The sequence below is a fragment of the Roseateles chitinivorans genome (assembly GCF_050632235.1).
Classification (GTDB): domain Bacteria; phylum Pseudomonadota; class Gammaproteobacteria; order Burkholderiales; family Burkholderiaceae_C; genus Roseateles; species Roseateles chitinivorans_A.
This window is the reverse complement of the sequence record NZ_CP192584.1, coordinates 5,970,955-5,993,823: the sequence shown is the minus strand read 5'-3', so window position 1 is coordinate 5,993,823 and position 22,869 is coordinate 5,970,955. Positions and strand designations below refer to the sequence as shown.

Here is a 22,869-nt window from a genome sequence, read left to right as displayed (position 1 = left end):
TCTTGCATCGCGCGGCGGATCACCAGTTCCGGAAGCGCTTCGGCGGCTGGTAGAGACCGCCGGAGGCGCGCACCAGATCGCGCATGCCGCGCGCGGCGAGCAGGTTGCGGGTGGCCTCGCGCGGGTCGATGCCGAGGTCCTCCGGACGCTTGATCACGCCGCGGTCGCGCAGGTTCTCCACGGCGCGGCGGTCACGTCCCAGCCCCACCGCCGTGTAGCCGGCAACGCCGCGGATCGCCTGCTCGCGTTCCTCGTCGCTGCGGCACAGCAGCAGGTTGGCGATGCCTTCCTCGGTGAGGACGTGTGTCACGTCGTCGCCGTAGATCATGATCGGCGGCAGGTCCATGCCGGCCTGGCGCTGCAGCTCCCACGCGTCGAGGTGGTCCACGAACGCGGGCTGCATGTGCTCGCGGAAGGTCTCGACCATCTGCACGACCAGCTTGCGGCCGCGCGGCGTGGCGGCGGCGCCGGTGAGATGGCCGCGGGCCTCCTCGCCCGCCTTCAGCCAGGCGGGGCTGGCGTGGCGGCGGCCGCGCGCGTCGGCGCCCATGTTGGGCGCGCCGCCGAAGCCGGCGATGCGGCCCAGCGTCGCCGTCGAGCTGTTGCCCATCAGGTCCATCTGCAGCGTCGAGCCGATGAACAGGTCGCAGGCGTAGTGCCCGGCCGCCTGGCTGAACGCGCGGTTGCTGCGCAGGCTGCCGTCGGGGCCGGTGAAGAACACGTCGGAGCGGGCGCGGATGTAATCCTCCATGCCGAGCTCGGAGCCGAACGAATGGATGGATTCGACCCAGCCCGCCTCGATCGCCGGGATCAGTGCCGGATGCGGGTTCAGCGCCCAATGGCGGCAGATCTTGCCCTTCAGGCCGAGCGACTCGCCGTAGGTCGGCAGCAGCAGCTCGATCGCGGCGGTATCGAAACCGATGCCGTGGTTCAGGCGCTGCACGCCGTACTCGGCGTAGATCCCCTTGATGGCCATCATCGCCATCAGCACCTGGATCTCGCTGATCTGCGCCGGGTCGCGGGTGAACAGGGGCTCGATGACGTTGGGCGTGGGCGCGCGCACGACGAAGTCGACCCAGTCCGCGGGCACGTCGACGCGGGGCAGGGCGGTGCCGTCGGGCACCAGCTCGTTGACCTGCGCGATGACGATGCCGCCGGAGAACGCCGTCGCCTCGACGATCGCGGGCGTGTCCTCGGTGTTGGGACCGGTGTACAGGTTGCCGTGGGCGTCGGCGGCGTGCGCGGCGATCAGCGAGACCTTGGGCGTCAGGTCGACGAAGTAGCGCGCGAACAGCTCCAGGTAGGTGTGGATCGCGCCGATCTTCAACCGTCCGGCCGACAGCAGCTTGGCCAGGCGCGCGCCCTGCGGGCCGGAGAAGCTGAAGTCGAGCAGGCCGGCGATGCCGCGCTCGAAGACGTCCAGGTGCTCCGGCAGCGCGAGCACGGACTGGACCATGTGCAGGTCGTGGACGCGTCCCGGGTCGAGCCGCACCAGCGCCTTGGCCAGGAAGTCGGCCTGCTTCTGGTTGTTGCCTTCCAGGCAGACGCGGTCGCCGGGCTTGAGCACGGCGTGGAGCAGGTCGACGGCGGCGTCGGTGTCGACGTGCCGGCCGGCCAGGCGCGTGCCGAGCGCTTCGCGGGCCGCGGCGAGCCGGGCGGCGCGGTCGCGGGCCTTGGTGTCCATGGGGATGCGGTCCATGGAGGCGGAAGTTACGGGCGGGGCGGCGCCCGATCAATCAACCGGCTCGCGGGACGCTTACGGGGAGCGGAACGGTTGCCCCGCGAGGGACCGCCGGCCGGTCAGGGGATACCCGGACGCGGCGGCCATCGGCTTCAGTGGCCGCCGAGTTTCAGCGTCCGGCTGGCCGCCAGCAGCGCGAGCAGGTTGGGGTCGCGCTCCCGGGTGCGCAGGAAACACAGCGCGATGGTCTGGCGGACCGCGTAGCGTTCCTGCAGCGGGATGAGCCGCACGCTGGGCGGCAGCACGCCGCGCACACGGCCGGGCAGCAGGGTGCAGCCGATGCCGCCGCCGACCAGGTTCATCAGCGAGAAGATGTCGTTGGTCTTCATCACGATCTGCGGCTCGAAGCCGGCGATGCGGAAGGCGTCGACGAAGCGGTTGTAGGTGACAAAGCCTTCCTGCAGGCTGACGAAGCGTTCCTCGACGCAGTCGCGCAGGTCGATGCTGGTCAGTTCGGCATAGGGCGACTGGGCGGGGGCGGCGAAGAAGATGTCGTCCTCGAAGAGGGCGTGGGTCTCGAGTTCCGGCGCGGCCTCGGGCTGGCCCATCACGGCGGCGTCGATGGTGCCATCGCGCAGGCGCTGGGTGAGGTCCGAGTTGGAGCCGAGGATCAGTTCGGCCTGCACGTCGGGCTTGCGGGCCTTGAGCGCCATGATCATCGACGGCACGGTGCCGCTGGTGAGCGAGTACAGCGAGCCGATGCGGATGCGTTCGGCGCCGTAGCCGGCGATGGCGCGGGTGGCGTTGATGCCCTCGTCCATGCGCTGGAGGATCTCGCGGGCGACGTCGGCCAGCGCGTGGGCGGCGTCGGTCGGCTGCAGGTTGCGGCCCTCGAGCCGGAACAGCGCGCACCGCGTGCCGGCCTCCAGCGAATGCAGCGCGCGGTGCACGCTGACGGCACTGGTGCCCAGCCGCTCCGCGGCGCGCGCGAGGCTGCCGCTCTCCAGGAACGTGATCAGGATCTCGAGCTTGCGGAAGGTGATCTCTTCGCTGATGCGGGGGAGCATGGGGCGCGACGCCGGGAGTCGGAAAAGACGTCCATTGTGCTGGCATCGAATGTTGAATGCCGCATGTCGTGGCGGCGTTGATCGTGGCGTTCCTTGGGAGTCGCGGAAGGACCTGCCTTTGGCCGGAGCCGAGGAACCACCTCTTCGACGTCGTCGTCGACATGGCGGAGGCCGCGGGCATTCTGGTGATGACGAGTCCATGGGGCACGGACGGCGAAGTGGGACCGCCCGATGCAGGGGAGATTCTCGGTCTCACGCTGACTCACGACCTGGCACCTGTGATCGCTCTCAACGAGCGGCATGGAAAGGACGATCAGCTCCTGACGCTCGCCAGGCACCTCGCCTTGGTGTGGCTCGGACAGTCCGGCATCAGCACCGCGGCTGCACCGGTTCGCGGTGACGGCAGCATGCCGCGATTCTGCGACGCCGTTGCGAGGGAGGTGGTGGCTCGGCTCCGCCAGCGTGCGCAAGCGAACAAGTTGGTTGTGCCGTGCATGCCCGCCATCGACGGCTGGCTGGCCGTCGCCACACGATCGAGCCGGAGGTTCACTCGGGCCTTGATCTGTCAGACGGGAGGATCGTCGACCACCTACACGTCGGCGTTCCGGATGCTGGGCATCAAGTCCACCGACGTGTTCCACGCGATCGGTCGTTCCCTTGGTCTGGAGGTCTGAGATGGCTTATCTGCTCGATACGAATGTGTTCCTGGAAGCCAGGAAGACTCACTATGGGATGGACTTCTGTCCGGCGGATTGATTCGAGCAGGCCGCCAACGCTTCATCCAGGTGGGTCTGCCAGATCGCCGTCCACGAAGGCGGTGCGGACCGGGAAAGCGCCCGCAGCGGTTCGACCAGACGCGGATCGGCGAGCGCCTCGGCCGCGTCCAGCTCGTACAGGTGGCACTCCGGCGTGAGCTGCGTGATCAGCACCTCGACGATGCCGTGATCGCCGCGCCGCGCGAGCCCCACCAGCGCCTCTCCGCGGACATCCTCATCGCGGTCCCGCAGGTTCACGCGCAGGGCTTCGCGGATCTCCGGCGTGTCGTCGTCGCGCAGCGAGCCCAGGCCGAAGGTGGCCCAGTCGCGCACTTCGGCGGACGTGTCCGTCGCGAGACGGATCAGCCCCTCGATCGCCTCCGGTTCCTCGTAGGAACCGAGCGCCACGGCGACCTGCCAGCGCATCTTGCTGTCCGCATGCGTCGACAAGCGGAGCAGTCCCTGGACGCTCGCCCCATGCGGCCGTTGCCCAAGTCCGGCGACGGCGGCACGGACCACGTCGTGATGCGGATCGGACAAGCCTCGCAGCAGGAGCTGCTGCGTCTCCTGCTCGGCGAAGAGGACGTCTCGGCCGTGCTCCCGCCGCATCAACTGCGCGGCGATCGACAGCCCGACTGCGCGCCGGCGGACCCGCGGGCTATCGCTCAGCGTCTCGATGCGGGCCAGCAACGCGGGGGATCCTCGCCGCTGCAGCACCTCGACCGCACGCCACCCCTCCTGCGCATGCCAATGTCGCAGCGCGTGACGCAGCAGGCGCTCGATGCTGAAGGACTTCAACCGGTTGCGGGCAAGGCGTTTCATCGGAGGGGCACTCGAAGACGCGATGCCCGACTCTACCCACAACGCTCGCTCGCCTCTTTCTCCCTCTCCCGCTTGCGGGAGAGGGCAGGGGTGAGGGCCAGCGGCGATGGCAGTGCTGAAGCCTCTTCAGCGCGTCGCCGTCTCTTCATCCCCGGTCGGCAACCGCAGCGCCCCGGTGTTGTAGTCGTACTCGAACACCTCGCCATGCCGCGCCCAGGTCACGGCCGTCTGCAGCACCGCATCCGCCTCCGTGTCGTCCAGATGCTCGCTCAGCAGTCTGAGCACCGGCTTGTCCGGCATTTCCCCGCTGGGCTCCTGCTCCAGGCTGTGCCGGATGTGCGCGATCAGCGGCACATGGGCCATCAACTGCTGGCCGAAGAGGTCGCGCCGCAACCCATGCGCGCCTTCGACATACCGCCGACCCAACGGCGTCAGCTGCAGGTCGCCGCTGTCGAGCTGCGCCAGCCCCAACAACGCCAGCGCATGTGCCACCGGCAGCAACTCCGAGTCGGGCAGCCCGGCTTCCTCGCACAGCTGCGGCAGGTCCGCACGCCCGTCGAAGGGTGGCTCCGCGAGCAGCTCCAGCAGCCCGTCCATCCGCGCCACGTCCGCCGCCGGCAGGCGCTCGGCCAGCGGCGCCGGCGCCGTGGCGGCGTCGACCGTCCCCGCCGCGCGCGACGGCCGCGCCGCGCCTGCCGTCATCAGCGCATAGACCTCGTCGATCAGCGCGCGCACGTCGGCGCTCTCCGGATCCCTTGGCCGCGGCAGCTGCACCGCCAGCTGGCAGCGGATCCGTCCTGGGTCGCTCGCGAAGATCAGCACGCGGTCGGCCATCATCACGGCCTCCTCGATGTTGTGCGACACCACCAGCATCGCCCGCGTCGGCATGTGCCCGCCGTCCCACAGCTCGAGGATGTCCTCGCGCAGCCGCTCGCCGGTCAGCACGTCCAGCGCCGAGAACGCCTCGTCCATCAGCAGGACGTCCGGCTCGGTCACCAGCGCCCGCGCGATGCCCACGCGCTGGCGCATGCCGCCGGACAGCTCGCGCGGCAGCGCGCCCTCGAAGCCGCTCAGCCCGATCAGCGCGATCGCCGCCTCGGCCTTGGCCTCGCGCTCGGGCTTGGCCACACCGCGCGCCTCCAGCCCGAGTTCGACGTTCTGCTGCACCGTCAGCCACGGGAACAGCGCGAAGGACTGGAACACCATGCTGATGCCGCGTGCCGGGCCCGACAGCGGCTGCCCGCGATACCGCACCTGACCCGCGTCCGCCGGCACCAGCCCGGCCATGATCCGCAGCAGCGTGCTCTTGCCCGAGCCCGACTGGCCCAGCAGCGCGACGATCTCGCCTTCGCGCAGGTTGAAGTCGACGTCCGCCAGCACGGGACGCGGATGGCCGTCGGCCGAGCGGAAGCGCTTGCCGACGCCGTGGAGTTCGATGATGGATGCGGTCATGCCGGTCTCCAGTTCACAGGTGCATGCGGTCTTCGGCCAGCCGGTACAGGCGGCGCCAGACGAAGTGGTTCAGGCCCATCACGAAGATGCACATCACGCCGATGCCCAGCGCGATCCGCGGGAAGTCGCCCCGGGCGGTCATCTCGGCGATGTAGCTGCCCAGGCCGTGGGCCTTGAGCGTGGTGTCGCCCCAGGAGACGTACTCGGCGACGATGCTCGCGTTCCACGAGCCGCCGCTGGCGGTGATCGCGCCGGTGACGAAGCTCGGGAACACCGCCGGCAGCAGGTAGCGCCGCCATTTGAGCCAGCCGCTCAAACCCAGGTTGCGCGCGGCGTGACGCAGTTCGGCGGGGATGTTGGACGCGCCCGCGATGACGTTGAACAGCAGGTACCACTGGGTGCCGAAGATCATCAGCGGCGACAGCCACACGTCGGGGTTGAGCTTCCAGCGCACGATCAGCACGACGGCCACCGGGAACAGCAGGTTCGCCGGGAATGCCGCCAGGAACTGCGCCACCGCCTGCAGCCGGCCGGACCAGCGCGGGTTCATGCCGATCCAGATGCCGACGGGCACCCACACCAGCGCCGCCAGCGCGATCAGCACCAGCACGCGGACCAGCGTCAGCAAGCCGAGCCCGAAGACATGCCCCGCCTCGGACCAGCCGACCTCGGTGTGGACGAAACGGACCAGGTGGTACAGCGCCACCATCACCGCCGCGGCCACCACCGCATCCCAGGCGCGCGTCCACGTGGCGCTGGCGATGCGCGGCCGGGCGCGGATCGAGGTGCCGTCGTGATGCCGGCGGAACCAGACCAGGCTGCCTTCGAGGCGGTCGACCAGCCAGGCCGCCGAGCGCCGCGTCAGCGAGGTGCGCCGCAGCCAGTTCAGCATCCACGAGTTGGGCGCCGTGTCGGTGCCGCTGTCCTCGAAGCGGAACTTGTCCGCCCACGCGACCAGCGGCCGGAACACCAGCTGGTCGTAGAGCACGATGCCCACGAGCATCGCGACGATCGCCCAGCCGATGGCGCCGAGGTCGCGGGCCTCGATCGCCATCGCGATGTAGGACCCGACGCCGGGCAGCTTGATGCTCTGGTCGGAGACCGAGATCGCCTCCGACGCGACGACGAAGAACCAGCCGCCGGACATCGACATCATCATGTTCCAGAGCAGGCCCGGCATCGCGTAGGGCAGCTCCAGCCGCCAGAAGCGCTGCCAGCCGGAGAGCTGGAACACGCGCGCCGCCTCGTCGAGCTCCGACGGTACGGTGCGCAGCGACTGGTACAGGCTGAAGGCCATGTTCCAGGCCTGCGAGGTGAAGATGGCGAAGATCGCCGCGCACTCGACGCCCAGCAGGTTGCCCGGGAACAGCGCGATGAAGCCGGTCACCGTGATCGACAGGAAGCCCAGGATGGGGATCGACTGGAGGATGTCGAGCATCGGCACCAGCACCTTCTCGGCGGCCCGCACCTTCGCGGCGAGCACGGCGAAAACCGCGCTGAAGAGCAGCGCCAGCACCATCGCCGCCAGCATCCGCAGGTTGGTGCGCAGCAGGTAGTACGGCAGATTGGACGGATCCAGCGACAGCGGCAGTGGATCGCCCAGCGCGAATGGACGCGCCATCTGCGCGGCGCCGTAGGCCAGCAGCACCAGCATCGCCAGCACCAGCGGCAGCAGCGCCCAGTCCCAGCGGTTGGTGCCCGCCTCGACGACGGGACGGGGAAGAATTGGCGGCGGTCCATGAGCTTGCCTTCTTTTTCTACATGGATTCCAGAGGACAGACGGCCTCCAAGGCCCCCCGCGCGAAGGTGCGCAGGATGCCTGTGACGCCCTTCAGAAACCTGTCCGGTTTCTGAGGGGAATCTGTCCTCGGGAGACCGCCCACCTGAGTCGGGTGAGCGTTGGCCGCGAGGTCGCAGGGCCCCGGAGTCAGGCTCCGAAACCCTGCGACCTCCCGTCCCCCATCGTCGCCTTACTGCAGCGGATTTGCTACCGAGGACTGCGGGACATTCTTGAGGGCCGTGGCAGTGTCGAAGAAGGACGTGAGCAGCAAGCTGTCCCGACGCTCCTTGAGGCAGTAGATGTGCGTCTCGGTGTAGGCCGGATCGCCGTCGATCCGGACCGGGCGGAAACGGGCGTCGGGAATGAACTCCGCCTCGGAGACGACCCCGATGCCGATGCCGCGCGCGGCCGCCTCCCGCAGCGCTTCGCGGCTGCCGATCTCCATCGCGACCCGCGGCGCGATGCCCGCCTGCCGCAAGGCGGATTCGAGCGCGCGCCGCGTGCTCGACCCGTCCTCGCGCTGCAGCAGCGGCTGGTTCTCCAGCGCCTGCAGCGGCACGCTCTCATGCTTCGCGAACGGGTGATCGAGATGCACGAACAGGATGATCGCGTGCCGCGCGTAGGCCATCGTCTCGAAGCCCGGCGCGTCATGGAATCGCGCCAGCACGCCGACGTCGATCACGTAGTTCTCCAGGTCCCCGAACACCTGTGCCGAGTTGCCCAGACGGATCGACACGTCCACCTTCGGATAGCGCTGGCGATACGCGTCCACCATCTCGATCACGTGGAACGGTCCGACCGCGCCGAGCTTCAACTGACCGCGCGTGAGCTCGCCGCAGTCGTGCAGCAGGTTGTAGGCCTCGACCTCCAGCGCGGCCAGCTGCCGCGCGATCGGCAGCAGCTGGTGGCCGACGCTGGTCAGCTCGATGCGGTGACCGCGCCGATGGAAGAGCTCCACCTTGTGCTGCTGCTCCAGCCCCTGCACCTGGGTCGTCAGCGTGGGTTGCGACAGCCCGAGCGCCCGCGCCGCGGCGCTGAAGCTGCCGTGGCGGGCGACGGCGAGGAACGCGCGGAGCTTGGCAGCGGACATGTATAGAGACTCTCGATGATTTCGTGCGGTTTGCGATATTGATTCGATCGAGTGACGGTCACGTGACATTCCTACGCTGCGGGGGCCCTTCCATCAATCGGCTCGTCGAGCCTGGAGACTGCCCCATGACATCGTTCCCTCACGCCATGAAATGCGGGGCCGCCGCCCTCGCCAGTCTGGCCGGCCTGGCCGCCTGGCCCGCCGCCGGCGCGCAGACCGCGCCCTCGCCGCTGGCGTCGTTCACCCGCACGATCAACGCCGCGATCTCGGGCCACAACCGCGAGCACCTCAACGGCGTCACGCCGGAGTCCTGCGCCGCCGCGTGCCTGAACGACGCACGCAAGACCTGGTGCGTCAGCTTCGACTTCTACAAGAACGCCCAGCAGTGCGACCTCAGCGACAAGCGCGCGGTCGACGTCGGCGGCCTGAAGACCGACTACGTCGGCAATCCGTATGACCATTACTCGCTGATACCGGGTCCGGGCGTGCCCAATCCGATCGTTGGCCCGTACGGCCGCAGGCATGTGCTCGTGATCGGCATGGACGGGTTGCGCGGCGATGCGCTGTTCTGCGCCGGATGCGCCACGACGCCGGCCCTGAGCGCGCTCGCCGGCAGCGGCGCGTTCCACGGGAACGTGCTCGCGGGCGGCGCCCAGGCCACACTCAGCGGCCCCGGCTGGGGCACGCTGTTCACCGGCTTCTGGGCCGAGCAGCACGGCGTGACCGGCAACGACATCGCCCTGCCGCTGCGCAGGCCGCATGTATTCGACCGCATCAAGTCGGCCTATCCGACGGCCACCGTGGCGGTCGTGGGTGACTGGGCCAACATCACTGGCAACCTGAAGCCCGCGGGGGCCGACTTCGTCGTGGCGAACGCGTCCAAGAACTCGCAGCAGGCGACGGACACCGTCAAGGGCTGGCTGTCGTGGACGAATCCGCCCACGGCGATCTTCTACTACCTGCACAACGTCGACATCCACGCCGCCAGCTACGAGCCGCTCAACGCCAACTACCAGTCCAAGATCGCGGGCGAGGACGCCCAGATCCAGCAGGTGCTGGACGCGCTCGCGGCCAGACCGGCCTACGCGGACGAGGAGTGGCTGATCGTCGTCGTCTCCGACCACGGCGGCACAGGCAGCGGACACGGCGGGCAAAGCGCGGGCGAGCGCGACGCGGCGCTGGTCCTCACGAACCGCTATCGCAATCCGTCCAAGCCGGCCTATTGCCAGGGCGATCTGACCGGCACGCCGATGCCGCAGACCGACGCGCTGACGCCGCATGTGCTCGACTTCCTGGGCCTGCCCAACGACACCGCGGGAATCAAGCACCCCGCTTGCGGAAGGCGTTGAGCGTGCGCCCCCGGGCGTGGTGCCGGCGACCGTTCTTGTGGCCGTTGAATCCATAGATCGAATGAATGGTTGGGTCGTCAATTCAACATGGCATCGATGGATGTCCTGTCATGTTGGATTCATAGAGTGACGTCATCCGCTCACCACCCCCTGGATGCCGCCATGCACCATGCCTCCCACGCCCGCACCTCGGTTCTCCGCCGCGCCGTCCTGGCCGCCGCTGTCGCTGCGGCGGCGGGGCTGCCGGCGCTGTCTTCCGCCCAGCAGCAGACGCTGACGATCGGACTGATCCCGGCCGAGGACTCGCAGGCGATGATCGAATCCAGCCGCCAGGTGCTGGACGCGCTGCAGCAGCAGCTCGGCCTGCCGGTGAAGCCCTTCGTCGCCACCGATTACAACGGCGTCATCGAGGCGTTGCGCTCGAAGAAGCTGGACGTGGCCTACCTCGGTCCGTTCTCCTACGTGCTGGCGAGTTCGGTGGCGAACGTCGAGGCCTTCTCCGTCGCCGTCACCAAGAAGACCGGCCAGAGCGCCTACAAGAGCGTGATCCTCGCCCGCAAGGACAGCGGCGTGCACACGGTCGCCGAGCTCAAGGGGAAGAACTTCGCGTTCGTCGATCCGAGCTCCGCCTCCGGCCATCTGTTCCCCAAGGCCGGCCTGCAGCAGGCGGGTTACGACCCGGACGCGCTGTTCGGCCGCGTGCTGTTCTCCGGCTCGCATGACGCCAGCATCCTGGCCGTCGCGAACAGGAAGGTCGATGCCGCGGCCGTTGCGGACCGCATCTTCGCCAGCGCCGTCGCCAAGGGCACGGTCAAGCAGGACGACTTCGTCGTGCTGTGGTCGTCCAAGCCGATCCCCGAATCGCCGATGGTCTGGCGCAAGGACCTCGATCCCGCGCTGAAGGACAAGATCGCCAAGGCGCTGGCCAACCTCAAGGACGTGAAGTGGGGCGACCAGGGCGTGCTCAACGGCTTCCAGCCGACCAATGACGCCGCCTACGACGTCGTCCGCGACACGGCCAAGGTGCTCAAGCTCGACCTGCGGAGCATGAAGTGATCACGCTGCGCGGCGTCACCAAGCGCTTCGGCGACAACGCCGTGCTGCGCGGCGTGGACCTGGACGCGAAGGCGGGCGAGTTCCTCGTCGTGCTGGGCCCGTCTGGCGCCGGCAAGTCCACGCTGCTGCGATGCATGAACCGGCTGGCGCAGCCCGATGCCGGCGCGATGACGATCGCCGGGCTGGACGTGATGGCGGGTACCCGCGCGGCGGACCTGCGCGAGCTGCGGCGGCGCGTCGCGATGGTGTTCCAACATCACCACGTGGTGCCCCGCCTGAGCGTTGTGAAGAACGTGCTGACGGGCCGGCTCGGCGCGGTGTCGACCTGGAGCTCGGTGCTGCAGCTGTTCCGCGCCGCGGATGTCGCGCTGGCGCTGGAGTGCCTCGACCGCGTCGGCCTCGCCCACAAGGCGGAGGCGCGCACCGACTCGCTGTCCGGCGGCCAGATGCAGCGCGTGGGCATCGCCCGCGCGCTGGCGCAACGCCCGCAGGTGATCCTGGCCGACGAGCCGGTGGCGAGCCTGGATCCGCACACCGCGCGCCAGGCGCTCGGCTACCTCAAGCAGGCCTGCCGCGAGCTCGGCATCACCGTCGTCTGCAACCTGCATCAGGTCGACTACGCGAGGGAATTCGGCGACCGCATCGTCGGCCTGTCGCAGGGTCGGGTCTTGTTCGACCGGCTGCCGGGCGAGCTGTCCGATGCCGAGCTTCACGAGCTGTACGCCGGGGGCTCGGGTCGTGCCGGCCACGCCGGGCTGCAACTCATCGAGCCCGTGGCGCTCGAAGGGGAAAGGAAAACTGCATGACGACGATGAATGCCGTCGACCGCGCCGCCGCCGACCGCGCTGCAGACCGTTTCCGCTGGCTGGTCGGCCTGCCGACCACGCCGGGCGGCTGGTCGAGGCTGCTGGCTGCGATGGTGCTGGGTCTCTGGGCGCTGCAATGGAGCGCGACCGGCGCGCAGCTGAGCCCGAGGGAGCTCGCGAACGGCCTGCCGCAGATCGCTGATTTCCTGGGCCGCACGTGGCCGCCGGACTGGCGCATCCTCGACCGGCTATGGGCGCCGGCGCTGGAGACGATCCAGATCGCCGTGTGGGGCACGCTGCTGGGCGCGGTCGCCGCGGTGCCGGTGTCCTTCCTCGCCGCGCGCAACCTGAACGGCCCGCGCTGGCTGTACCTCCTGACGCGCCAGGGCCTGAACGTGACGCGCAGCATCAACGAGCTGATCCTCGCGCTGGTGTTCGTGTCGGCGGTGGGCCTGGGGCCGTTCCCCGGCGTGCTGGCGCTCGCCGTGCACGGCGCGGGGATGCTCGGCAAGTTCTTCGCCGAGGCGATCGAGGAGATCGACCAGGGGCCGCTCGAAGCGCTGCGCGCCACCGGCGCCCGGCCGCTGCAGGTGATCGCCTTCGGCGTGCTGCCGCAAGTGGTCACTGCCTGGATCGCCGTCGTGCTGTACCGCTTCGAGGTCAACCTGCGCTCGGCGACGGTGCTCGGCATGGTGGGCGCGGGCGGGCTGGGTTTCGAGCTCGTCGGCAGCCTCAAGCTGTTCAAGTACCCCGAGACGGCCACCTGCATCATCGTCATCACCGTGATGGTGGTCGCCGCGGACTTCGTGTCGAGCCGGCTGCGCCGCGCGATCCAGGACAGCGGCCGGCATTGAGGAAGCAGCCGAAGAGTCGAAGAGTCAGAGACGAGGAATCGAAGAGGACAACGACGTGAACGTCTGGAAGTTTCACAACCCGGTCGACGTGCGGGCGGGCATCGGCGCGCTGGAGCAACTGCCCGAGCTGATCGGCGAGCGCGACGCCCTGCTCATCGCGTTCCCGGAAGCGGAGCCGTTGGGTCTGGTCGGACGGGTGAGGGCGATGCTCGGCGACCGGTTGGTGGCGGTGGAGACCGACATCCGTCCGAACCCCGATGTCCGCTGGCTCGCGCCGCTGTACGAGCGGCTGTGGCGCGATCACGGCGGCGCGCGCTGCGTGATCGCGCTGGGCGGCGGCAGCAGCATCGACGCGGCCAAGGCGATGCTCACCGCGACGCCGTCGGGCCGCTTCGACGAGCTGCTCGATCACCTGATCGATCCGGAGGCGGCGCCGCTGCCGGCGGACGGTCCGCATCGCGCGCTGATCGCGATCCCGACGACCGCCGGCACCGGCAGCGAGGTCACACCCTGGGCCACGTTGTGGGATGTCGAGCGCTCCCGCAAGCATTCGCTGCATCTGCCGTGGACCTGGCCGGAGGCGGCGATCGTCGATCCGGCGCTGATGGTCAGCCTGCCCGCGGGCGCCACGCTGGCCAGCGGCCTGGACGCGCTGTCGCATGCGCTGGAATCGATGTGGAACGTGCATCGCAATCCGGTGTCGTCCAGCCTCGCGGCGAGCGCCGCGCGCGCCATCGTCGCCACCTTGCCCGCGCTGCTGCGGGAGCCGCGCCGTCTCGACCTGCGCGAGACGCTCGCGGTCGCCGCGCTGCAGGCGGGCATGGCCTTCTCCAGCACGAAGACGGCGCTGGCCCATTCGCTGTCCTACGACATCACGCTCACGCACGGCACCGCGCACGGCATCGCCTGCTCGTTCAGCCTGCCGCGCGTGATGCGGCTGGCCTTCGGCCGCGACGCGGCGCTGGATGCGCAGCTGTTGTCGATCTTCGACGCGACCGACGCCGACGGCGCGGTCGCCGCGCTGGAGCGCTTCCTTGACGCGCTCGGCGTCTCCACCGATCCCGCCGACTACGGCATTCCGCCCGCCGACTGGGACGCGCGCGTCGAACACGCGCTGCGCGGTCCGCGCGGTCGCAACTTCATCAAGGCCTACGCATGAACGCCATCTCCTCCGCCGAACGCGCCGACGCTGTCGTGGGCTATCCGAATCTCCAGGCCGTCATCTTCGACTGGGCTGGCACGCTGGTCGACCACGGCTCGCTGGCGCCGACGCAGATCTTCGTCGACGCGTTCGCAACCTTCGGCATCACGCTGACGCTGGATGAGGCGCGGGGTCCGATGGGTTTGTCCAAGCGCGATCACATCCGCACGCTGCTCGAGGATGCCTCGCTGCAGGCGCAATGGCAGGCGCGTTTCGGTCGCCCGTCGACCGCCGCGGACATCGACGCGATCTACGAGCGCTTCATGCCGATGCAGATCGAGAAGGTCGGCCAGTACTCGCAGCCGATTCCGGGCGCGGTCGAGATGCTGGCTGCGCTGCGCGGTGCCGGGCTGAAGATCGGCTCGTGTTCCGGATATCCGCGTCAGGTGCTGGACGTGCTGCTGCCGCAGGCGAATGCCGATGGCATCGAGGCCGATCACGTCGTCGCCGGCGACGAGCTCGAGGCCGGTGGTCGTCCAGGCCCTTTCATGGTGCTGGCGAACGTGCTCGCGCTCGGCATCGGCGACGTGCGCGCCTGTGTGAAGGTCGACGACACGACGCCCGGCATCGAGGAAGGCCGCCGCGCCGGCATGTGGACCGTCGGGCTGAGCCTGTCGGGGAACGAGACGGGGCTGACGCTGGCGCAGTTGCAGGCGCTGCCGGATGCCGAGGTCGAGGCGAAGCGCGCCTTCGCCGCGCAGCGGCTGACCGCGGCCGGCGCGCATCTGGTGATCGATTCGGTCGCGCAGCTGCCGAAGGCGCTCGCCGAGATCGACGCTCGGATGGCGCGCGGCGAGCGGCCCTGAGCCGCACGCATTGACGCGCCGGGGCGCTTCCCCTCCAATGCCCGCTTCCTTCTTCGGAGCGCGCGACATGGGTTGGACTCTCTTCGGATCGGCGGCATCCGGCTCGACGGCGGTGGAAGCGGCGTTGACCTTGCTCGACATCCGCTTCGACCTGATCGAAGGTGCGACCTGGGAGGCCGAGGCCGCCCGGGTGCGCGTCGGCGCGGCCAACCCGATGCGGCAGATCCCGACGCTGGTCGATGACGACGGCCACGTGATGACCGAGAGCGCAGCCATCCTGATCCACCTCGCCGACACGCATCCGCTGGCGCGGCTGGCGCCGGCCGTCGACGATCCGCGGCGGGCGGAGTTCCTGCGCTGGATGGTGTTCGTGTCCTCGGCGATCTACTCGCTGCACTGGATCAAGCCGGACGTGACCCGCATCGGCGCCCGGCCCGATCAGCGCGACCAGGTCGTGGACGCGGTCCATGATCGCATCGCGTTCTGCTGGGGCGTCATGGACGCGCAGATGACGCCCGGCCGATACCTGCTCGGCGACGAGCTGTCGGTGCTGGATCTCTATGTGGCGGTCGTGTCGCGTTTCGGACCGTGGCGCGAGCGCTTCTACGAGGTCGCGCCGACGATGTCGTCCATCGTGCGACGTGTCGACGCGGACCCGCGACTGCAGGATTTCTGGGCGGCGCGTTTTCCGCTTGACGATGAGTGACTGCCATCGCCGCTGGCCCTCACCCCCACCCTCTCCCGCAAGCGGGAGAGGGAGTGAGAATGTACCGAGCTGACCGAATCGCGGCTCCCTTCTTACTCCCTCTCCCGCTTGCGGAAGAGGGCAGGGGTGAGGGGCGCGCAAAGCGCGCGCGGTCTAGGCAGTCATGTGGCGCCCTTCTTGCGCCCTCTCCCGCTTGCGGGAGAGTGCAGGGGTGAGGGCCAGCGGCCGAGGAAGTGCTCAACGCCGACGTGCGAAGCGCGTCCGCGCTCTGGGGCCTGCGCAGAGGCGCGCTCCTATCATCGACGGCGAACTCCCAGCTTCATGAGGTCGCCGTGTCCGCCAACCCTTCGTCCGTCAGTCCCTCGTCCGGTGCACCCCGCCGACTCCTCGTCCTGATGCCGACGGCGGAAGAGCATCTGTCCCAGTTCCGGGCGCGTTATGACGTGATCTACGCGCCCACGGCCGAAACCCGCGCGAAGGCCGTCGCTGAACACGGTGCCGACATCGAGATCGTCCTGACCATCGGTGCCGTCGGCCTGCGCGCCGACGAGATCGATGCGATGCCGAAGCTCCGTGCCACTGCCGCGCAGGGTGCCGGCTACGAGGCCATCGACCTCGCCGCCGCCAAGGCGCGCGGACTTACGCTGTGGAACGGCGCGGGCACCAACGACTCCTGCGTCGCCGATCATGCGATGGCGCTGCTGCTCGCCTCCGTGCGCGCGCTGCCGCAGCAGGAGCAGGCGCTGCGCGCCGGCCAGTGGCGCGACGTGCTCCCGCTGCGCCCCAGCGTGAACGGACGCAGGCTCGGCATCCTCGGCATGGGCACCATCGGTCTGCGCATCGCCAGGCGCGCGCTGGCCTTCGACATGGAGGTCGGGTATCACAACCGCCGCGAGCGCAACGACTCGCAGGGCTGCCAATACTTCGGCTCCGCGCTCGATCTGGCGCAGTGGGCGGACTTCCTCATCGTCGCCGCGCCGGGCGGCCCCACCACCAAGCACATCGTCAATGCCGAGGTGCTGAAGGCGCTCGGCCCGCAAGGCCACGTCGTCAACATCGCCCGGGGCAGCCTGGTCGACACGGCTGCGCTGGCCGCAGCGCTCGCCGCTGGCGAACTCGGCGGCGCCGCGCTCGACGTCTACGAATCGGAGCCGAAGCCGCCGGAGGCGCTGCTCGGCTTCCCGAACGTGATCCTCACGCCGCACATTGCCGGCTGGTCGCCGGAGTCGGTGCAGGCCACGGTCGACCTCTTCCTCGAGAACGCCCGCCGCTGGGAAGCCGGCGAGCCGGTGCTGACCCCGCTCTGAGCAAGCGCGAGCGCCCGGGTCCCTGTGGGGCCGGAGTACTGCTAGGGGTTCCCGGAGGGATGCCCCTTGCGGTGCGGAGAGCCCGCGCTTGGCGACGGCAGTCTCAATGGCTGTCGACGGACGTCATGGCATCGAGCCGGCGGACAGCCTCGGCGGGCAGCGCCAGCGAGGCGGCTTGAAGGTTCTGCCGCAGGTGGTCCACCGACGAGGTACCCGGGATGAGCACCAGGTTCGGCGACCGCTGCAGCAGCCAGGCCAGCGCCACCTGCATCGGCGTCGCGCCCAGCTCGGCGGCGACGGCCGACAGCGTTTCCGACTGCAGCGGCGAGAAGCCGCCGAGCGGGAAGAACGGGACGAAGGCGATGCCTTGTCCGGCCAACTGGTCGAGCAACGCGTCGTCGTTCCGGTGCGCCAGGTTGTACTGGTTCTGCACGCAGACGATCTCGACGATCTTGCGGGCGTCCGCGACCTGACGCGCCGTCGCGTTGCTCAGTCCGATGTGGCGGATCAGGCCCTGCCGTTGAAGCTCGGCCAGCGCGGTCACCTGCGGTTCCAGCGAGCCTTCCGCCGGGCCGTGCACGTCGAGCATGCTGCGCAGGTTCACGACGTCGAGCACGTCCAGGCCCAGATGGCGGAGGTTGTCGTGGACCTGCTGCGTCAGCGCCTCGGCCGACTGCGCGGGCAGCCAGGAGGCGTCCTCGCCGCGGCGGGCACCGACCTTGGTGACGATCGTGAGGTCGTCGCGATACGGGTGGAGCGCCTCGCGAATGATCTGGTTGGTGACGTGCGGGCCGTAGAAGTCGCTGGTGTCGATGTGGTCGACGCCCAGCGCGATGGCCTCGCGCAACACGGCGACGGCGGCCTGGCGGTTCTTCGGCGGACCGAAGACGCCCGGACCGGCCAGCTGCATCGCGCCGTAGCCGATGCGTGTCACCGTGCGGTCGCCGAGCTTGAAAGTGCCGGCCTGGTCGCGGAGGCGGAGGGAAGTGCTGCTCATGGGGAGTCCTTCAATGCTTGGGTGGGAGTTCGGGACCTTCTGGAGGTCGCTCGGAGGTCGTCGACGTCGTGGAAGGACTGTAGGCAGCGGGCGGTCGTACGATAAGGGGATCGAATCTGCACGGGCTGTGCGGAATCAAGGACAGTGAGATGGAACTTGGCGATCTCTCGGCGTTCCTCGCCGTGGCGCGATCCGGAGGCTTTCGCGAGGCCTCGCGGCAATCGGGCCTGAGCCCGTCAGGGCTGAGCGAGGCCGTGCGGCGTCTGGAGGCGAAGCTCAGCGTCCGGCTGCTGCATCGGAGCACCCGCAGCGTCGCGCCGACCGAGGCCGGCGCCCGGCTGCTGGAGCGGCTCGGCCCGGCGCTGGGTGAGGTCGAGGCCGCGCTCGACGTCGTCAACGGCTTCCGCGAGCGGCCGGCCGGCACGCTCCGTCTCAACGTGCCGGCGAGCGCCGCGCGGCTCGTCCTGCCGCAGATCGTCCCCGCGTTCCTGAAGGCCTACCCGGAGATCAAACTCGACATCACCGTCGAGGAGAGCTTCGTCGACGTGCTCGCCGCCGGCTGCGACGCCGGCATCCGCTACGAGGAGCGGCTGGAGCAGGACATGATCGCCGTGCCCATCGGTCCGCGGACGCAGCGGCTGGCGACGGCAGCGTCGCCGGCCTATCTGGCCGAGCATGGTCGTCCCACGCATCCACGCGACCTGCTCGCCCATCGCTGCCTGCGCGGACGATTCCCGAGCGGCACGATGCCGGCCTACGAGTTCCAACGCGACGGCGAATCCGTCACCGTCGATCCCGACGGTCCGATGATCGTGCGCCTGGGTGGCGGGCTGGACCTGGCGATCGACGCCGCCGTCCAAGGCTGCGGCGTGATCCAGACCTTCGAGGACTGGGTGAGGCCGCATCTCGACAGCGGCGCGCTCGTGCCGGTGCTGGAGGACTGGTGGGTGTCCTTCAGCGGCCCCTTCCTCTACTACCCGGGCCGGCGCTATCTGCCGGCGCCGCTACGGGCCTTCGTCGACTTCGTGAGGGACGGGCCGTTCGAGGCCGGACTCGACGGAACGAGCGGACAAAAAGTCCGCTGCTTGAGCAACGTCCAGGACCGGGGTCAGGCGTTGCTCAAGTCGAGCGGACACAAGCTTTGAGAACTGAAAAGGCACTGAAAACAAAGGTCCCCTCGAGAGGGGACCGTGGCTCCGCGAACGGAACGCTGGAGGCGAAGGGCTCGCCAGGCTGAGCTAAGCTCTCAACCCAGCAGGCCCGTCGCCAGTCCGAGGCAGGACATGACGCCGATGCAGACCACCCAGGCATCCGCGTTGTTCAACGAGGACCAGACCGTTTGCTTGAGCATCTGCATGACCATCTCCTGCTGCAGCCGGGTTGGCTGCGATGGATGGAAATGTACTGTATGCCTATACAGTATTCAACAGGGAAGTGCCGGATTGTGCGCGATCCGCCGCAGTCTCCCGCCCGGTCGCTTCGGATTCACCGATGGCGCTTCGCCCGGCACTCCGGGTTCGAACACAGCCCGTAGAGCGCGAGCGCGTGCTCGACCAGCTCGTAGCCGCGCTCCTCGGCGATCTCGCGCTGGCGCTGCTCGATGCCGGCGTCGTAGAACTCCTCCACCCGGCCGCAGGCCAGGCACACCATGTGGTCATGGTGCTGTTCGGAATTGAGCTCGAACACGGCCTTGCCGGACTCGAAGTGCTGACGCGCCAGCAGGCCCGCCTCGACGAACTGCATCAGCACCCGGTACACCGTCGCCAGGCCGATGTCCGCGCCTTCCAGCAGCAACTGGCGGTAGACGTCTTCGGCGCTGAGGTGGCGCTGATCCGACTGCTCGAAGATCTGCAGCACCTTGATGCGGGGCAGGGTGGCCTTCAGGCCGCTGGATTGCAGGCTCTCGATCTGGTGCTTGGGGGAGTCAGGCTTGTTCGAATCAGGCATGTGCGGTGGGGTGATCGTGCGGACTGGCGATCAGGCGGCCGCGGTTTCGGGATTCTTGGCGTCGTCCAGGTCGTCGGCGGCCACGGCCGCCGCGCCCTTCCTGCCCTTGCGGGCGCCCTGCGGCTTGCGCAGCCACAGGTAGAGGCCGCTGCCGAGGACGACGATGGTCGCCACGTCCAGCAGCGCCCACAGGATCTTCATCGGCATGCCGCCGTAGTCGCCGAAGTGCAGCGGCTGCGACACCAGCAGCGCCGTCAGGTACCACGGCAGTTCCGGCGCGGCGGTCAGCTGCGAGGTCTTGGCGTCGATCAGCAGCGGTTGCAGCAGCTTGGAGGTCAGCGGCGTCGTGCCCTTCAGGAAGAAGGTGTTGTGGTGCGGGCTGGAGAACGAGGTGCCGGGGAAGGCGATGAACGAGACCTTGCGCTTGTCGCCGACCTGCATCGCCGTGTCCATCGAGGCCTGCAGCGGCGCGCGTTCGTCGGCCTTCAGCAGCGGCTGGTCCTTGTACGGCGCCAGCAGCGCGGTGACCTTGTCGTACTGCCAGTACTGCACCAGCAGCTCCGCCCAGGTGTTGATCATCCCGGTCGCGCCGACGACGAAGCACCACACCAGCGTGACGATGCCGATGAGGTTGTGCAGGTCCAGCCACTTCACGCGCGTCGAGCGGTCCTTGCGCACCGCGCCGAAGTCGAGCTTGCGCATGAACGGCGCGTACAGCACCACGCCGCTGACCAGCGCGATCAGCAGCAGCAGGCCCATCAGCCCGAGGAAGAGCTTGCCCGGCAGGCCCGCGAACAGGTCCACGTGCAGCCGGAACATCAGGTCCATGAAGCCTTCGCCGATGCGGTACTCGCGCACGGCCAGGCCGGTCCGGGCGTCGACGGCGACCGACTTGAACTGGTCGGTGGGCGCCGGCGTCGGCGCCAGCGTGAACCACCACAGGCGCGGGTCGTCCTCGTTCTCGCCGGCGAACTGGATCACCATCGTCGGGTGCACCGCGTTGGCCGCCTTGGCCATCACGTCCAGCGACACGCGCTGCTTGTCCATCGCGGCGGGGAGCTCGGGCGCCTCGATCTCGTCGCCGAGCAGGTGACCGATCTCGTGGTGGAAGATCAGCGGCAGGCCGGTCAGGCACAGCAGCAGCATGAACAGCGTGCAGACCAGGCTGGTCCACTTGTGGAGCCAGGTCCAGACGCGGATGGCGCGCGAGCTCAGCATCGTCGTGTCCTCAGGAAGCGCGTCCGGCGCGCTGCGGGCGCCAGGCAAACCAGGCGATGACGGCGACCGGGATACCCAGGCCCACCCACGACCACACGTCACCCAGGTCGTCGGACACCAGCGCGGTCAGCAGGCCGGAGACGCTCAACAGGCCCAGCGCGATCGGCCAGGCCCAGAGACGACGGGATTCGGGAGAGAACATCGGGCGCGCCAAGTCTGCAAATAACAATTATTCGCATTCTATGGCGAAGCGCCGCGCCGGGTGTCGGCGCGCTGTGCTCAGACCGGGACGCGGGCCACGGCGGCCGGGCTGAGGCGCTCCGCCCGCGCGGCGTCCTGGCGGGCGAGGTACTGGTGGATGCTGGCGACGACCTGCGCGCCTTCACCGATGGCACCGCCCACGCGCTTCACCGAGCCCGAGCGCACGTCGCCGACCGCGAACACCCCGGGGATGCTCGATTCCAGCGGCTCCGGCTTGTAGTCCGACAGCGGGCAGGCGCAGGCGCGGCCCGTGATGATGAAGCCGGCCTTGTCCAGCTCCAGGCCGCAGTCGGCGATCAGGCCGGTTTCCGGCTCGGCGCCGATGAACATGAACAGGTGCTGCAGCGCGAGCCGTCTTTCCTGGCCGTTGCGGCGGTCGCGCCAGCTCACCGCTTCCAGCGAGTCGCCGCCCTCCAGCTCCTTGAGTTCCTGGTGCGGCTGCAGCTCGATGTTGGCGGTGCCCTGGATGCGGTCGATCAGGTAGCGCGACATCGTCGCCGCCAGCCCCGGGCCGCGGATCAGCATGATCACTTTCGCCGCGTGGTTGGCGAGGAACACCGCCGCCTGTCCCGCCGAGTTCCCGCCGCCGACGATGACCACCGTCTGCCGGCTGCAGATGCGGGCCTCGATCGGCGAAGCCCAGTACCAGACGCCGCGGCCTTCGAAGCGGGTCAGCGCGTCGATCTCGGGGCGGCGGTAGCGCGCACCGGTGGCGATCACCGCGGTGCGCGCGCGCACCTTGCGGCCGTCCTCGAGCACCAGGTGGAGCTCGTCCTCCATGCCCTGGCGCTCGCAGCTCATCTGCAGGACCTTGGCGGGGATCAGCATGTCCGCGCCGAACTTCTGGGCCTGGACGAAGGCGCGTCCCGCCAGCGCCTGGCCGGAGATGCCGGTCGGGAAGCCGAGGTAGTTCTCGATGCGCGAGCTCGCGCCGGCCTGGCCGCCGAACGAGCGGCAGTCCAGCACCAGCACCGACAGGCCTTCGGAGGCCGCGTACACCGCCGACGACAGGCCCGCGGGGCCGGCGCCGATGATGGCGACGTCGTAGAGCTCGGTGCGCTCGCGCATGTCGACGATGCCCATGCAGCGGGCGACCTCGTCATCCGTCGGATCGACCAGCACCTCGCCGCCGGGGCAGATGACCAGCATCTGGACGCCGTCGGTCATGTACTGGTCGGCGAGCGCCTTGGCGTCGTCGTTCTGGTCGGGCTCCAGCTGCTGGTGCGGATAGCCGTTGCGGCCCAGGAAGCTCCGCAGCCGCATCACCGGCGCGGACTTGCCGCGGCCGATCAGCGTCGCGCCGCTGGCGCCGGCCTCGATCAGGCCGACGCGGCGCAGGATGAAGGCGCGGGTCAGGCGTTCGCCGAGGTCGGCCTCGCCGATCAGCAGCGCGCGCAGTTGCGGCGGGCTGACATCGACGGCTTCCACCTCGGTTTCGGCGATCGCGTCGATGAAGGAGGGCCGGCCGCTGAGCTGGCCGACCTCGCCCAGGAAGCCGCCGGGCCCGTGCCGGTGGATCGGCGTCACATGCCCGAGGCTCGTCGCGCTGCGACACGGTGATCTCGCCGCTCAGGATGAGGATCATGCCCATGCCGCTGTCGCCGGCACGCACGACCCACTCGCCTTGGGAATACCGCCGGAAACGGCCGAACCGCGCGACGCGCGCGATGTCGGCGACGCCGAGCGCGGGGAACATCTGGGCACCGCGCGTGTC

The 22,869-nt window shown here is 69.3% G+C and carries 21 protein-coding genes; 10 read left to right on the top strand and 11 right to left on the bottom strand.

From position 1 onward, the window contains the following. Positions 1-19: 19 nt before the first annotated feature. Entirely contained in the window at positions 20-1,699 is a 1,680-nt protein-coding gene (gene mdcA / locus ACQ859_RS27405; protein ID WP_431263625.1) for a malonate decarboxylase subunit alpha, read from the bottom strand. Positions 1,700-1,833: 134 nt separating this feature from the next. Beyond that, a complete protein-coding gene (locus tag ACQ859_RS27400) occupies positions 1,834-2,748 on the bottom strand; it encodes a LysR substrate-binding domain-containing protein (RefSeq protein WP_431263624.1) in 915 nt (304 codons plus the stop codon). Between the two features lie 56 nt (positions 2,749-2,804). Between ACQ859_RS27400 and ACQ859_RS27395 the strand changes: the two genes are divergently transcribed. Further along, positions 2,805-3,422, top strand: coding sequence for a hypothetical protein (locus ACQ859_RS27395; protein WP_431263623.1), 618 nt, complete (start codon positions 2,805-2,807; stop codon positions 3,420-3,422). 51 nt (positions 3,423-3,473) lie between these two features. Here the strand turns inward: ACQ859_RS27395 and ACQ859_RS27390 are convergent, their stop codons facing one another. The 4 genes from ACQ859_RS27390 to ACQ859_RS27375 form a co-directional block, all read right to left on the bottom strand. Continuing rightward, the gene (locus ACQ859_RS27390) at positions 3,474-4,325 is read right to left on the bottom strand and encodes a HEAT repeat domain-containing protein (protein ID WP_431263622.1); all 852 of its coding nucleotides are present in this window, start codon (positions 4,323-4,325) and stop codon (positions 3,474-3,476) included. 126 nt (positions 4,326-4,451) lie between these two features. Then, positions 4,452-5,777 carry a nitrate/sulfonate/bicarbonate ABC transporter ATP-binding protein gene (locus ACQ859_RS27385; protein WP_431263621.1) on the bottom strand — a complete coding sequence of 442 codons (1,326 nt, stop codon included), beginning with the start codon at positions 5,775-5,777 and terminating at the stop codon, positions 4,452-4,454. 13 nt (positions 5,778-5,790) lie between these two features. After that, complete coding sequence (locus tag ACQ859_RS27380) at positions 5,791-7,431, bottom strand: ABC transporter permease (RefSeq protein WP_431266669.1); 1,641 nt, start codon at positions 7,429-7,431, stop codon at positions 5,791-5,793. Positions 7,432-7,747: 316 nt separating this feature from the next. Further along, positions 7,748-8,647: a LysR substrate-binding domain-containing protein gene (locus tag ACQ859_RS27375; RefSeq protein ID WP_431263620.1), complete on the bottom strand. Its 900-nt coding sequence runs from the start codon at positions 8,645-8,647 to the stop codon at positions 7,748-7,750. Positions 8,648-8,772: 125 nt separating this feature from the next. On the opposite strand from ACQ859_RS27375, the gene ACQ859_RS27370 reads away from it, so the two are divergent. The 8 genes from ACQ859_RS27370 to ACQ859_RS27335 all read left to right on the top strand — a co-directional run bounded on the left by ACQ859_RS27370 (position 8,773) and on the right by ACQ859_RS27335 (position 16,732). Beyond that, a complete protein-coding gene (locus tag ACQ859_RS27370) occupies positions 8,773-9,996 on the top strand; it encodes an alkaline phosphatase family protein (RefSeq protein WP_431263619.1) in 1,224 nt (407 codons plus the stop codon). 162 nt (positions 9,997-10,158) lie between these two features. Further along, a complete protein-coding gene (gene phnD / locus ACQ859_RS27365) occupies positions 10,159-11,052 on the top strand; it encodes a phosphonate ABC transporter substrate-binding protein (RefSeq protein WP_431263618.1) in 894 nt (297 codons plus the stop codon). Beyond that, positions 11,049-11,858 carry a phosphonate ABC transporter ATP-binding protein gene (gene phnC, locus ACQ859_RS27360; protein WP_431263617.1) on the top strand — a complete coding sequence of 270 codons (810 nt, stop codon included), beginning with the start codon at positions 11,049-11,051 and terminating at the stop codon, positions 11,856-11,858. Before phnD ends, phnC begins: the two co-directional genes overlap by 4 nt. Next, the gene (gene phnE / locus ACQ859_RS27355; protein ID WP_431263616.1) at positions 11,855-12,712 is read left to right on the top strand and encodes a phosphonate ABC transporter, permease protein PhnE; all 858 of its coding nucleotides are present in this window, start codon (positions 11,855-11,857) and stop codon (positions 12,710-12,712) included. The genes phnC and phnE overlap by 4 nt, the downstream gene beginning before the upstream one ends. A gap of 55 nt (positions 12,713-12,767) precedes the next feature. Further along, complete coding sequence (psrA, locus tag ACQ859_RS27350; RefSeq protein ID WP_431263615.1) at positions 12,768-13,871, top strand: iron-containing alcohol dehydrogenase PsrA; 1,104 nt, start codon at positions 12,768-12,770, stop codon at positions 13,869-13,871. Continuing rightward, positions 13,868-14,719 carry a phosphonoacetaldehyde hydrolase gene (gene phnX / locus ACQ859_RS27345; RefSeq protein WP_431263614.1) on the top strand — a complete coding sequence of 284 codons (852 nt, stop codon included), beginning with the start codon at positions 13,868-13,870 and terminating at the stop codon, positions 14,717-14,719. Before psrA ends, phnX begins: the two co-directional genes overlap by 4 nt. A gap of 67 nt (positions 14,720-14,786) precedes the next feature. Further along, positions 14,787-15,425 carry a glutathione S-transferase family protein gene (locus ACQ859_RS27340; RefSeq protein WP_431263613.1) on the top strand — a complete coding sequence of 213 codons (639 nt, stop codon included), beginning with the start codon at positions 14,787-14,789 and terminating at the stop codon, positions 15,423-15,425. Positions 15,426-15,820: 395 nt separating this feature from the next. Next, positions 15,821-16,732 (top strand): 2-hydroxyacid dehydrogenase, encoded by a 912-nt coding sequence (locus tag ACQ859_RS27335; protein ID WP_431263612.1) that lies wholly within the window; start codon positions 15,821-15,823, stop codon positions 16,730-16,732. A gap of 103 nt (positions 16,733-16,835) precedes the next feature. On the opposite strand, the gene ACQ859_RS27330 is transcribed toward ACQ859_RS27335, so the two are convergent. Beyond that, positions 16,836-17,729 (bottom strand): aldo/keto reductase family oxidoreductase, encoded by an 894-nt coding sequence (locus tag ACQ859_RS27330; protein ID WP_431263611.1) that lies wholly within the window; start codon positions 17,727-17,729, stop codon positions 16,836-16,838. A 149-nt stretch (positions 17,730-17,878) separates the two neighbouring features. Between ACQ859_RS27330 and ACQ859_RS27325 the strand changes: the two genes are divergently transcribed. Beyond that, positions 17,879-18,874, top strand: coding sequence for a LysR family transcriptional regulator (locus ACQ859_RS27325; protein WP_431263610.1), 996 nt, complete (start codon positions 17,879-17,881; stop codon positions 18,872-18,874). 340 nt (positions 18,875-19,214) lie between these two features. Here ACQ859_RS27325 and fur read toward each other — a convergent pair whose 3' ends face one another. The 4 genes from fur to ACQ859_RS27305 all read right to left on the bottom strand — a co-directional run bounded on the left by fur (position 19,215) and on the right by ACQ859_RS27305 (position 22,682). Beyond that, a complete protein-coding gene (gene fur / locus ACQ859_RS27320) occupies positions 19,215-19,676 on the bottom strand; it encodes a ferric iron uptake transcriptional regulator (protein WP_431263609.1) in 462 nt (153 codons plus the stop codon). Between the two features lie 30 nt (positions 19,677-19,706). After that, complete coding sequence (locus ACQ859_RS27315; RefSeq protein WP_431266668.1) at positions 19,707-20,891, bottom strand: PepSY-associated TM helix domain-containing protein; 1,185 nt, start codon at positions 20,889-20,891, stop codon at positions 19,707-19,709. A gap of 13 nt (positions 20,892-20,904) precedes the next feature. Next, positions 20,905-21,096, bottom strand: coding sequence for a hypothetical protein (locus ACQ859_RS27310; protein ID WP_431263608.1), 192 nt, complete (start codon positions 21,094-21,096; stop codon positions 20,905-20,907). Positions 21,097-21,173: 77 nt separating this feature from the next. Continuing rightward, positions 21,174-22,682 carry an FAD-dependent oxidoreductase gene (locus ACQ859_RS27305; RefSeq protein WP_431263607.1) on the bottom strand — a complete coding sequence of 503 codons (1,509 nt, stop codon included), beginning with the start codon at positions 22,680-22,682 and terminating at the stop codon, positions 21,174-21,176. Positions 22,683-22,869 lie beyond the last annotated feature (187 nt).